This is a genomic window from Pandoraea faecigallinarum, assembly GCF_001029105.3.
Lineage (GTDB): Bacteria > Pseudomonadota > Gammaproteobacteria > Burkholderiales > Burkholderiaceae > Pandoraea > Pandoraea faecigallinarum.
In genome coordinates this window covers 1,053,373-1,065,741 of record NZ_CP011807.3, presented here as the reverse complement: position 1 = coordinate 1,065,741, position 12,369 = coordinate 1,053,373, and the positions used below count along the sequence as shown (strand labels likewise).

General features: G+C 63.7%; 11 protein-coding genes. 5 read left to right on the top strand and 6 right to left on the bottom strand.

All coding sequences use genetic code 11. The features are described from left to right. Positions 1-38: 38 nt before the first annotated feature. Genes AB870_RS04820 through AB870_RS04800 form a run of 5 tightly spaced genes read right to left on the bottom strand, consistent with a single transcriptional unit; the run spans position 39 to position 5,602 of the window. Entirely contained in the window at positions 39-968 is a 930-nt protein-coding gene (locus AB870_RS04820; RefSeq protein WP_237170050.1) for an ABC transporter permease, read from the bottom strand. 13 nt (positions 969-981) lie between these two features. Then, on the bottom strand, positions 982-1,926 hold the full coding sequence (locus AB870_RS04815; RefSeq protein WP_047907143.1) for an ABC transporter permease: 945 nt from the start codon (positions 1,924-1,926) through the stop codon (positions 982-984). A gap of 13 nt (positions 1,927-1,939) precedes the next feature. After that, positions 1,940-3,442, bottom strand: a complete 1,503-nt coding sequence (locus AB870_RS04810; protein WP_047907142.1) for an ABC transporter substrate-binding protein — start codon at positions 3,440-3,442, stop codon at positions 1,940-1,942. Positions 3,443-3,485: 43 nt separating this feature from the next. Continuing rightward, positions 3,486-4,583 (bottom strand): ABC transporter ATP-binding protein, encoded by a 1,098-nt coding sequence (locus AB870_RS04805; RefSeq protein ID WP_047907141.1) that lies wholly within the window; start codon positions 4,581-4,583, stop codon positions 3,486-3,488. Next, positions 4,580-5,602, bottom strand: coding sequence for an ABC transporter ATP-binding protein (locus AB870_RS04800; protein WP_197683860.1), 1,023 nt, complete (start codon positions 5,600-5,602; stop codon positions 4,580-4,582). Before AB870_RS04800 ends, AB870_RS04805 begins: the two co-directional genes overlap by 4 nt. 128 nt (positions 5,603-5,730) lie before the next feature. On the opposite strand from AB870_RS04800, the gene AB870_RS04795 reads away from it, so the two are divergent. Next, on the top strand, positions 5,731-6,600 hold the full coding sequence (locus tag AB870_RS04795) for a LysR substrate-binding domain-containing protein (protein ID WP_047907139.1): 870 nt from the start codon (positions 5,731-5,733) through the stop codon (positions 6,598-6,600). Positions 6,601-6,602: 2 nt separating this feature from the next. On the opposite strand, the gene AB870_RS04790 is transcribed toward AB870_RS04795, so the two are convergent. Next, positions 6,603-7,937 carry an MFS transporter gene (locus tag AB870_RS04790; protein WP_047907138.1) on the bottom strand — a complete coding sequence of 445 codons (1,335 nt, stop codon included), beginning with the start codon at positions 7,935-7,937 and terminating at the stop codon, positions 6,603-6,605. Between the two features lie 160 nt (positions 7,938-8,097). On the opposite strand from AB870_RS04790, the gene cyoA reads away from it, so the two are divergent. From cyoA to cyoD, 4 genes are all read left to right on the top strand, one after another. Continuing rightward, entirely contained in the window at positions 8,098-9,150 is a 1,053-nt protein-coding gene (gene cyoA, locus AB870_RS04785) for a ubiquinol oxidase subunit II (protein WP_047907137.1), read from the top strand. Positions 9,151-9,230: 80 nt separating this feature from the next. Beyond that, a complete protein-coding gene (gene cyoB, locus AB870_RS04780) occupies positions 9,231-11,222 on the top strand; it encodes a cytochrome o ubiquinol oxidase subunit I (protein WP_047907136.1) in 1,992 nt (663 codons plus the stop codon). Further along, the gene (cyoC, locus tag AB870_RS04775) at positions 11,215-11,895 is read left to right on the top strand and encodes a cytochrome o ubiquinol oxidase subunit III (protein WP_047907135.1); all 681 of its coding nucleotides are present in this window, start codon (positions 11,215-11,217) and stop codon (positions 11,893-11,895) included. Before cyoB ends, cyoC begins: the two co-directional genes overlap by 8 nt. Next, complete coding sequence (gene cyoD / locus AB870_RS04770) at positions 11,892-12,290, top strand: cytochrome o ubiquinol oxidase subunit IV (RefSeq protein WP_047907134.1); 399 nt, start codon at positions 11,892-11,894, stop codon at positions 12,288-12,290. Before cyoC ends, cyoD begins: the two co-directional genes overlap by 4 nt. Positions 12,291-12,369 lie beyond the last annotated feature (79 nt).

Genomic DNA, 12,369 nt, shown 5'->3' with positions numbered 1-12,369 from the left:
TTATCGTGGTTGGAATGATTCTGCCATTGACAACGGGGTCATGCCTCGCGCGGATCGAGCGCGTCGCGCAGACCGTCACCCAGCAGGTTGAAACCGAGTACCGTCAGAAAAATGGCGATACCGGGAAAAATGGACATCCAGGGCGCTTGCTCGACGAAGTCCTTGGCCGTGTTGAGCATGGAGCCCCATGACGGCAGCGGCGGCAGTTGCCCCAGTCCGAGAAACGACAGACTCGCCTCGGCGATGATTGCGGTGGCGACTGTCAGGCTCGCCTGCACGATGATCGGCGGCAGCACATTCGGCAAGATGTAGCGCACGATGATGCGCGCGTCGGTCAGACCGATGGCGCGCGCGCCTTCGACGTACTCTTCCGCTTTGACGCTCAGCGCCTGGGCTCGCGCGAGACGCACGAAGCGCGGCATGGCCGATACGCCGATGGCGATCATCGCGTTGGTGAGACTCGCCCCGAGAAACGCCGCCATGGCAATCGCAAGGATCAGGAACGGGATGGAGAGCAGCGCGTCGGCCAGACGCGAGACGATGGCGTCGACCCAGCGGCCGAAGTACCCCGCGAGCAGACCCAGCGGCACGCCCACGATAACGGCGATGCCCACCGACACCACGCCTGCCGCCAGCGATGCACGCGCGCCGTAGATCATGCGCGCCAGAATGTCGCGCCCCAGTTCGTCGGTGCCGAACCAGTGCAGCGCGCCCGGCGCCTGACGCACGGTCATGAAGCTCGTCGCGACCGGATCGTACGGCGAGATCCATGGTGCGAGCAGCGCAACGAATACCGCGAACGCCACGATGATCGCCCCCGCGACCGCCGCCCTGTTGCGCGCGAACTTGCGCAGGCCGCGAAAGCGCCGGCGCGGCAGGCGCTCCGCGCTTGCCACGGGTGACGGGGACCGCGCTCCGGACTCGGGCGCTGCGGTGGCCGGTGTCGATGACGTCTGAATGGCTGCCATGTTCTAAGAAGTTTCAGGCGCGGCGCAGGCGCGGGTTGAGCAGGACGTACAGCACGTCGGCCAGCAGATTCAGCACGATGAAGCTCACGGCGGTAACCAGCACGACTCCCTGCACCACGGCATAGTCGCGGTTGAACACCGCGTCGACCACCAGCTTGCCGAAACCCGGAATCGTGAAAACCTGCTCCGTGAGCACGGCGCCGGCAAGCAACTCGCCGAACAGCAGGGCCAGCACCGTGACGATCGGAATCAGGGCATTGCGAAAGGCATGTTTGAGCACCACTGTGCCGCGCAGCAGCCCCTTCGCACGCGCGGTCCGGATGTAATCGGTGCGCAGCACGCCGAGCATCGCGCTGCGCGTGTGACGCATCAGTTGCGCGCCCAGCGCCGCGCCCAGCACGAACGCAGGCATCACCATCGTCTTGAAGCTCATCCACAAATCCTCGCCCGGCGGCACGTAGCCCGACGACGGCAGCAACTGCCAACGGACCGACACCAGAAAGATCAGCAGAATGCCCAACCAGAAGTTGGGGATCGACATGCCCGAGAGCGCCAGCACGTTCGATCCATAGTCGATGGCGCGGCCGCGATTGGCCGCCGACAGAATGCCCAGCGGAATGCCGATGCCGATCGCGATCGCCAGCCCGAATGTCGCCAGTTGCAGCGTGACGGGTAATTTTTGCGCGATGAGCGACGTGACGGGCTCGCCCGTGCGCAGCGAGTTGCCGAGATCACCGTGCAGCACATTGCCGATCCACAGCGCATACTGTGTGGGCAACGGCTTGTCGAGGTGGTACTTTTCGCGAAGCGCGGCGATGACTTGCGGATTCTGATCCTCGCCCGCCATCGCGAGCACGGGATCGCCGGGCAACATCTTCTGAAGCCCGAAGATCATCATCGACACAATGACGAGCGTGGGAATCGCGACCAGTGCACGATGGGCGACGAGGCGCAACATGACGGCCGCTCCCTCAGCCCTTGAGGCTCACGCCACGCAGGCGGATGAGGCCGTCCGGATAGGCGACGAAACCCTGCACCTTCTTCGTGAGCACGTACGGCCACGGCTGCACGTACAGATACAGGATCGGATCGTCTTCGGAGAGGATCTTGTTCGCGGCGTCGTACAGCGGCTTGCGCTCGGCCACCGTCGATTTCACGCGCGCCTCGCCCAGCAGCCTGTCGACTTCGGCGTTGCAGTACTGGCCGTAATTCAGATTGCCCTTGCACGAGACGAACTGATGCAGATTGCCGTCCGGGTCCACACGGCCCGACCAGCCGTTGTACAGCACGTCGAAGTCGCCGCGATGCGCCGCGTCGAGCGCCGCCGCGTAGTCCATCGGACGCAGCTTGAGCGTGATGCCCGAATCGGCGAGCATCGCCTGCAACATCTGCGCCATCTGGTTCGAGACAGTGTTGTTGCCGAAGCTCAGCGTCACGTCGACTTTCTCGAACCCGGCCGACTTGAGGAGTGCTTTCGCTTTGGCGACGTCGCGCTTCGTCGTCTTGATCGACGTGTCGTAGTACTGGCCCGAACGCGGCAGCGCCTGATTCGCCGGCGTGAAGATGCCGCCGCCGATCACCTGATTGATGGCCTCGCGATCGATCGACAGATCGAAGGCCTGACGCACGCGCTTGTCGCGCAGCGCCTTGTTGGCGTTGGCCGCAACGTTGAACGTCAGGCCGTAATAGCCCAGCCCGTCCATCGAAATGAACGTGAGGTTGGTGTCGCGCTTGACGGACTTCACGTCGGACGGCGAGAGGCGTTCCAGCATGTCGAGCGAGCCCGAGCGTACGTTCGCCAATCGCACCGTGGTGTCGGGAATCGGCAGATAAACGACCTTCTGGATCGGGTACTTGTCGGCTTCCCAGAAGCCGGCGAATTTCTCCAGCACCACGCGGTCGTTCTGCACGCGCTGCACGAATTTGTACGGGCCCGAGCACACCGGATGCGACTGCACGGCAGCGTCGTCCTTCAGCGACTTCGGCGCGAGCATCATGCCTGCGCGGTCGGATAGCGTGGCGAGCAGGGCCGAGTCCGGCGTCTTGAGCACGATGTTGACGGTCGTATCGTCCACGACGTCGATGTGGTCGATGGACGAAAGCTCGCTCTTGCGGTTGCTCGCGGGCATACTGCGCGCCCGGTCGAGGTTGGCCTTCACCGCGGCCGCGTTGAACGGTTCGTCGTCGTGGAACTTCACCCCCTTGCGCAGCTTGAACGTCCACGTCTTGTTGTCCGAACTCACGTTCCAGGCGGTGGCGAGCATCGGCACGAACTTCAGATCGGTGCCGATGTCCACGAGCGAGCTGCACAGCGAGCGCAGCACCATGCGGTCGACGACCTGCGAACTGCGCGCGGGATCGAGCGAACCGATGTCTTCCTGCAAACCGATGCGCAGCGTGGTTTGCGCCATCGCAGAAGCCGTGCCGGTGCTCAAAGCCGCCGCCACTACAAGATCGAGCAGAACGTTGCGCATGCGTGTGATCCCTTGTCTGTGTGAAGGTGTTGTGAGAATGCTCTTATGCGCCGGCCGGGCTGGCGTCGGCGCCGGTCCGTGCCTGCCGTGCGCGATACAACGCGAGACGCTCGCCCAGTTTTTCGCTCGGCGCGGCGGCCCGTGCGGGACTGGCCCCGGCGTTCTGAATCTCGCGCCAGAAATGGCAGGCGATCTGGCGAGCGCCGGGCAGCACTTCGGTGATCGGCGCCTGTTTCCGGCACGCGTCGCGCGCGTGCGGACAACGCGGATGGAAGCGGCATCCGGGCGGCGGCGCGGTCGGACTCGGCAGTTCGCCACCGAGCGGCGCACGCTCGCGGCGAAGGTGCGGGCGGCTCGCGGGAATCGCCTGAAGCAACGCCTGCGTATACGGATGCAATGGATTGTCGAAGAGCGCGTCGGCGCTGGCCAGTTCGACGATTTCGCCGAGGTACATCACCGCCACGCGGTCGCTCATGTGACGGATCACCGCCAGATCGTGCGCGACCATGACGAGCGTCAGGCCGAAGTCGTGTTTGAGCCGTTCGAGCAGATTGATGACCTGAGCTTGCACGGAAACGTCTAGCGCCGAGACCGGTTCGTCGCCGATGATGACGCTCGGCTCCCCGGCCAGAGCACGGGCAATACCGATGCGCTGACGCTGACCACCGGAGAACTCGTGAGGAAAACGCTGGGCGTAATCGGGTTGCAGGCCTACGGTGCGCAGCAACTGCGCGACACGTTCGTCTTTGGCGCGTCCATGCGCGAGACCATGCAGCGCAATCGGCTCGCCGATGAGACCGCCCACGGTCATGCTCGGATTGAGCGATGCGAACGGGTCCTGGAAGATGATCTGAAGTTCGCGCCGCAGACGCCGCATCGCGCCCGCGCTCAGCGTCATGATGTCTTCACCCCGATAGCGCACCTGACCGCGCGTGGCGTCGAGCAGGCGCAGCAACAGGCGACCAAGAGTCGACTTGCCGCAGCCGGACTCGCCCACGATGGCGAATGTCTCACCCGCCTGCACCGCGAACGACACGCCGTTGACCGCATACACGGTCGGGGCGCGCGAAAAGCCGACGCGACGCCCGCCGAAGTGCTTCGTCAGATCGCGGGCTTCCAGAATGGGCGTGGGATGATTCATGCCGTCACCGCCTCGTGGACCGACGGCGGCGCCGGCGCTTCGACCGGTGCGAGCCAGCACGCCACGCGATGCGCGCCGGATAGCGTCCGTTCAGGCGGCGCGTCGCGCATGCAACGCGCCTGAGCGAACGGACATCGCGGCGCAAAGCGGCACCCGGCGGGCATGTGTTCTGGCGACGGCACGGCGCCCCGTATCGTCGCCAGCGTGCCTTCGCGCTTGCCGATGGACGGAATCGCGCCCATCAGACCGATGGTATAGGGATGCTGCGGGTCGTCGAAGATGTCGCACACGGGACCGTACTCGACGATGCGCCCGGCGTACATCACCGCGACATCGTCCGCCACTTCGGCCACCACGCCCAGATCGTGCGTAATGAGCACGACGGCGGTGCCGGTCTCGCGTTGCAGCGCCTGAATGAGGGCGAGGACCTGCGCCTGAATCGTGACGTCGAGCGCCGTGGTCGGTTCGTCGGCAATGAGCAGCGCGGGGCGATTGGCGAGCGCCATGGCGATCATCACGCGCTGGCGCATGCCGCCCGAAAGTTCGTGCGGGTAGTTGTTCAGCCGTGTCTCGGGCGCGGGAATACGCACGAGTTTGAGCATGTCCAGCGCCTGCGCACGCGCCGCACGCCGATCCAGACCGCGATGCCGCCGGATCCCCTCCTCGATCTGATGTCCGGTGGTGAACGACGGATTAAGCGAGGTCATCGGCTCCTGGAAAATCATCGCCAGCCGGTTGCCGCGCAGATCGGCAAAGTCGCGCTCGCCAAGCGCGAGCAGGTCTTTGCCCTCGAACATGGCGCGACCGGCCACCACATTGGCCGGCGGGCTGGGCAGCAGCCCCATGAGGGCAAGCGAGGTCACGCTCTTGCCGCAGCCCGATTCGCCGACGATGCACAGCGTCTTGCCGGGATGCACGGCGAACGAGACGCCGTCGATCAGGTTGGGCGCGTGGGGCGCCTTCGAGAATTTCAGCGACAGTCCGGCGACATCGAGCACCGGTCCTGCGTCTGCGGGCATGGTCATGGGCGCGTTGTGTGGTAAGCCATCCGGTCATGAGGGATGTGCATGACACGATTATGTCTCCCGCGCACCGAAAAGAAATATTAATATTTCTTTTTCAAGCTTAAATTATTTTTACGCCCCAAATGCTGACCCTGCGCATGTTGAAGACGTTCCGGCTGGTAGCGCAAACCGGCTCGTTCGCCGCCGCCGCGGAGCGCGCCGCGCTCACGCAGGCGGCTGTGAGTTTGCAGATGCGCGGTCTGGAAGACGCTGTCGGGCAGCGATTGTTCGACCGGCGGGGACGACAGGTCGCGCTCACGCGTCAGGGGCGTGAGCTGTTTCCTCGCGTCGAACAGATACTGGCGCTGACCGCAGAGTTGACCGCCGCGCCCATCGACGCCATGCAGGGTCCCGTGACCATTGGCGCCGTGGTGTCGGTCATCGGCGCGTTGTCGCTGGTCGTTGCCGAGCTCAAGACGGCGCATCCGCGTCTGGACGTGCGGCTGACCTCCGCGCGTTCGGACGAACTGACCGAACTCGTCGAGCAGGGTGAAGTGGACATTGCGGCCGTGGTCGCCCGCGCCGACGATGCCCGCGCCGACGGGCTGGTGTGGACACCGCTGTACACCGAGCCGATGGTCATGGTCGTGAACCGCGACGTCACCGAGGCGGATCCGCAGCGCATTCTCGACGCGCACCCGTTTCTGCGCTTCGATCGCCGCGTACGTACGGGTCTCGTCGTGGAGCAGGCATTGCGCGCAGCCAGACTGAGCGTGACGGAGTATCTGGAACTCAACTCCATTGAGACGATCGTCGCACTCGTGCGCAAGAACGTCGGCGTGTGCGTGCTGCCGCTATTGCACCGTGGCGACTGGCTGTCGGACCCGCTGCTGCGCATCGTGCCGATTGCCGAGCCGCCGTTGTTGCGCCATGTCGGCATGATTCACCGCGAACACGACTCGCGCACGCACAACATCACCTCGGCCATCGCCGACATGCTCAACGACGCGTGACGTCAGTCTCGCGTTTCCAGTGCCTTGTTGATGCGCAGTGCCAGCAAGGTGCACACGGCGCCGGACAGAAGATAGCCGCTCACGGCGATCAGACCGAACTCCGCCGACAAGCCCAGAGCGACGAGCGGAGCGAACGCGGCCCCCAGCAGCCACGCGAAGTCGGTGGTGAGCGCCGCCCCCGTGTAGCGAAAGCGTTGCTCGAAATTCGACGTCACGGTGCCCGCCGCCTGCCCGTACGACAGGCCGAGCAATCCGAAGCCGACCAGAATGAAGATGTCCTGCCCTGCCGATCCGCCGCCCATGAGCACCGGCGCAAACAGGGCGAAGATGGCGATGAAGATGGCGAACAGTCCCAACGTGGTCCGGCGGCCGATGCGGTCCGCAATGCGCCCGGAAATCACGGTGCAGACGATCGCGATCACCGCACCGCATAGTTGCACGATGAGCACACTGTTCAGGTCCTGCGTGTTTTGCAGCGAAACCCACGACAGCGGGAACACCGTCACCAGGTGAAAGAGCGCATAGCTCGCGAGCGCGGCGAAGGCCCCGAGAAAGATGTTGTAGCCCTGCGAGCGCACCATTTCACGCGTGCTGATCGGCTCCAGTTGCCCCTCTTCGAGCATGGCTGTGTATTCGTGCGTGACCACCAGCCGCAGCCGCGCGAAGAGCGCCACCACGTTCACGGCAAATGCGACGTAGAACGGATAGCGCCAGCCCCACGTCAGGAAGTCGTCCGGCTCCAGACTCCAGTGAAGGAACAGGAACAGCGAGGCGGCGATGATGAAACCGATGGGTGCGCCCAACTGCCCCATCATCGAATACCAGCCACGCCGCTGCGGCGGCGCGTTCATCGCAAGCAGCGACGGCAAACCGTCCCACGAACCGCCGAAACCGATGCCCTGCAACAAACGGAAGAACGCGAGCAGCCAGATCGCACGGTCGCCGAGCACCGCATGCCCCGGCAGGAAAGCCATACCGGCCGTTGCCGTGCCCAGCACGAACAACGCGGCGGTCAGCTTCACGCTGCGCCCCCAGCGGCGCTGCACATTCATGAAGAGCGCGGTGCCGAACGGGCGTGAAATGAAGGCGAAGGAGAAGATCGTGAAGGAGTACAGCAGGCCATGCAGGCCGTCGGCGAACGGGAAGAAAACGTGCGGGAAGACCAGAACCGCTGCGATGCCGAACACAAAGAAGTCGAAGTACTCCGAGGCGCGTCCGACGACGACGCCAACCGCGATTTCCTCCGGCGCGATACGGGACTTGCTACCGTGATCGTGCGCCGTCGGCGCGGCGGGTACGCCTGGCGGCGTCGGCGAATGATGAGCACTGCTTGACATTGTCGGACCCCCTCGCGGATCGGGATGACGATCACACTCGTGCCAGAAAAGCATCGCAGGTATCGCGAGTCGCCGCCATAGGGTTTACCCTAAATTGATGCATGGGAAGGGGGAGTCCATGATGGGTACGGTCTGAGGCTACGGTTCCATCGATCGCAGCATGACTTCCCCCAAGTTCCTTCGCGGGGTACTTTTGCTCCCCGCCCTCGCGCTGCTGTCCGGCTGCAATACCGTCTTGATGTCGCCCTCGGGAGATCTCGCGGTAAGGCAGCGGGACATCATCATCATTTCCACCATTCTGATGTTGCTGATCATCGTTCCGGTGATCGTGCTGACATTGCTGTTCGCCTGGCGATACCGGGCCTCGAACAAGAACGCCGTCTATACCCCCGAGTGGGATCACTCGACGCTGCTCGAACTGCTGATCTGGGCCGCGCCGCTACTCATCATCATCGCGCTCGGCGCGCTCACCTGGGTCAGCACGCACAAGCTCGACCCTTACCGGCCGCTTGAACGCATCGACGCCAAGCGCGACGTGCCGCCCGACACCCGCCCGCTCACCGTGCAGGTAGTGGCCATGGACTGGAAGTGGCTGTTTTTCTATCCCGATCAGGGCATCGCGACGGTGAACGAACTCGCCGCGCCCGTGGACCGGCCGATCCGTTTCGAACTCACGTCGACGACGATGATGAATTCGTTCTTCGTCCCCGCACTGGCCGGTCAGATCTATGCCATGCCGGGCATGGAGACGAAGCTGCATGCGGTCGTGAACAAGCCAGGCGTCTACGACGGCTTCTCCGCGAACTACAGCGGTGCCGGTTTCTCGGGCATGCGCTTCAAGTTCCGTGGCATGACCGCAGACGAATTCGACGCGTGGGTGAAGCAGGTCAGAGCGAAGGGTGAAAATCTCTCGCGTGACAAGTACGAGGCGCTCGCGAAACCGAGCGAATGGGTCCCGGTGAAGTACTACGCCGATGTCGCCCCCGACCTCTACGACGCGATTCTGAACCGTTGCGTGCAATCGGGGCAACCCTGTCTTAAGGACATGATGGGGCAGCCCAATCACTCGCATGCCAGCCGGGCGCGGTCGCGCACTCCCGGCGCCACCGATGCCGCCGCAGCCCTGCTCTCGGACGCCATGTGCACGGCGCGCAACACCGTGCAATTCGCGGCGGACACGCAGCGCGCGCCCGGTGCCGCGCTTGCGCAGTGAGGCACGAGTGCGCTACGGCACGCCGCGCCCACCCTCGACAATGACGCGCCTTGTGCGCGAATGATCCCAGGTTCGAGCTTATGGATATCGTCAAGCTGATCTTCGGCCGCCTCACGCTAGAGGCGATCCCGTACCACGAACCGATCCTCATCGCGACCTTTGCGGGGGTGGCGATCGGGGGCATCGTCGTGCTGGGCGCCATCACTTACTTCAAGTTGTGGGGTTACCTCTGGCGCGAGTGGTTCACGAGCATCGATCACAAGAAGATCGGCATCATGTACGTGATTCTGGGCATCGTCATGTTGCTGCGCGGCTTTGCCGACGCCGCCATGATGCGCATGCAGCAGGCGGTGTCGTTCGGCGACAACATGGGCTATCTGCCGCCGCACCACTACGATCAGATCTTCACCGCCCACGGCGTGATCATGATCTTCTTCGTGGCGATGCCGCTCGTCACCGGCCTCATGAACTTCGTGGTGCCGTTGCAGATCGGCGCGCGGGACGTGGCCTTCCCGTTCCTCAACAACTTCAGCTTCTGGATGACCACGAGCGGCGCGGTGCTCGTGATGATGTCGCTCTTCGTCGGCGAATTCGCCCGTACCGGCTGGCTGGCCTATCCACCATTGTCCGGCGTGCTGCAAAGCCCCGACGTGGGCGTCGATTACTACATATGGGCGTTGCAGATCGCCGGGGTCGGCACGCTGCTCTCGGGCATCAACCTGCTTGTGACCATCGTGAAGATGCGCGCACCGGGCATGACGATGATGCGCATGCCGGTGTTCACGTGGACGTCGCTGTGCACCAATGTGCTGATCGTCGCCGCCTTCCCGGTGCTCACCGCCGTGCTCGCACTGCTTGCGCTCGACCGCTACGCCGGCACCAACTTCTTCACGAACGATCTCGGCGGCAACGCCATGATGTACGTGAACCTGATCTGGATCTGGGGCCACCCGGAGGTCTATATTCTCGTGCTGCCGGTGTTCGGCGTGTTCTCGGAAGTCGTCGCCACGTTCTCCGGCAAGCGGCTGTTCGGTTATGCCTCGATGGTGTACGCCACGGTCGTGATCACGGTGCTGTCGTATCTCGTGTGGCTGCACCACTTCTTCACGATGGGCTCGGGCGCCAGCGTGAACTCGTTCTTCGGTATCACGACGATGATCATCTCGATACCGACCGGGGCGAAAATGTTCAACTGGCTGTTCACGATGTATCGCGGGCGGATCCACTTCGAAGTGCCGATGCTCTGGACGGTCGGCTTCATGGTCACGTTCGTGATCGGCGGCATGACCGGCGTGCTGCTCGCCGTGCCGCCCGCGGACTTCTCGCTGCACAACGGTCTGTTTCTCATCGCCCACTTCCACAACGTCATCATCGGCGGCGTGATCTTCGGGATCATGGCGGCCATTACGTACTGGTTCCCGAAGACCTTCGGTTACAAGCTCGATCCGTTCTGGGGCAAGTGCTCGTTCTGGTTCTGGTTCATCGGCTTTTACGTCGCGTTCATGCCGCTTTACCTGCTTGGCCTGATGGGTGTGACGCGCCGTGTGAGCCACTTCGACGACATGTCCTTGCAGATCTGGTTCCAGGTCGCCGCCGTAGGCGCGTTGCTCATCGCGATCGGCATCGGCTGCTTCATCATCCAGTTGGTGGTGAGCTTCATGCGCCGCGAGCAATTGCGCGACGACACCGGCGACCCGTGGGGCGGCCGTACGCTGGAATGGTCGACGTCCTCGCCGCCGCCGGTCTACAACTTCGCGTTCACGCCGCTCGTCCATGACAACGATGCCTGGTGGCAGATGAAGCAGCATGGCTTCAAGCGGCCGATGGACGGTTTCATCCCGATTCACATGCCAAAGAATACCGGGGCGGGCATCGTCCTCGCCGGGCTCGCAACGGTGTGCGGCTTCGGGCTCATCTGGCACATGTGGCTGGTGGTGATCGTGGCGTTCGTTGCGCTGCTTGCCGTGGCCATCGGGCACACGTTCAACTATCACCGCGACTACTACATCCCGGCCGATCAGGTCGAACACACGGAGGCAGCGCGCACGCGACTGCTCGCCCAGCATGTCTGATACGACCGCAACCTTCCCGGCTGGCGGCGCCCCGCTCGGCGGCGGCGCCCACGCCCCGGCCTGCGCGCCGCCGCGCGAGGGCGAATTGCAATTCATGATGACGAGCGACTACCACCCGCCGGGTGGCACGTTGCTCGGCTTCTGGATTTATCTGATGAGCGACTGTCTCGTCTTCGCCTGCCTGTTCGCGGCATACGGCGTGCTCGGACGCAATTACGCGGGCGGGCCGACCGGCGCGGAATTGTTCGAACTGCCGCTCGTCGCGGTGAACACCACGTTCCTGCTGCTCTCCTCGATCACGTATGGGTTTGCGATGCTGGAGATGCAACGGCGCCGCCAGAGCGCCGTGACGGGCTGGCTCGTCGTGACGGGCGTTCTCGGTGCGGCATTCCTCTCGCTGGAACTGTACGAGTTCGCCAACCTGATTCACGAAGGCGCCGGCCCGTGGCGCAGTGCCTTCCTGTCGTCGTTCTTCACGCTGGTCGGCACGCACGGGCTGCACGTCACGTTCGGCATCATCTGGCTGGTTACGCTGCTGGTACAGATCAACAAGCACGGGCTGAACGCGCCGAACCGCCGCCGCCTGATGTGCCTGTCGATGTTCTGGCACTTTCTGGACGTCGTGTGGATCGGCGTCTTCACGTTCGTCTATCTGATGGGGGTGCTGCCGTGAGCCAGGACACGACCCTGCATGACGCCCACGATCACGACCACGACCACGATCACGGCAACGAAGGACCGCACAGTACGCTGCGCGGCTATGCGACGGGGTTCATCCTGTCGGTAATCCTCACCGCGATTCCCTTCTGGTTCGTGATGGGCGGTGTCTTCGACAAGTCGAGCACGACCGCCATCATGATCCTGTTCCTCGCGGCAGTGCAGATCGTGGTGCACATGATCTACTTCCTGCACATGAACGCGAAGTCCGAAGGCGGCTGGAACATGCTCTCGCTGATCTTCACGATCGTGCTGGTCGTGATTACGCTCTCGGGCTCGCTGTGGGTGATGTATCACCTGAACCAGAACATGATGCCGGGTATGATGCAGGATACGAAAAACCTCCCTTGAACGGCATTTCCCCTTGAGCAGCGATCGACTTCATCCCTCGGGGGACGCTCGGCGTCCCCCGCGCGCTTGTGGCGCCCCT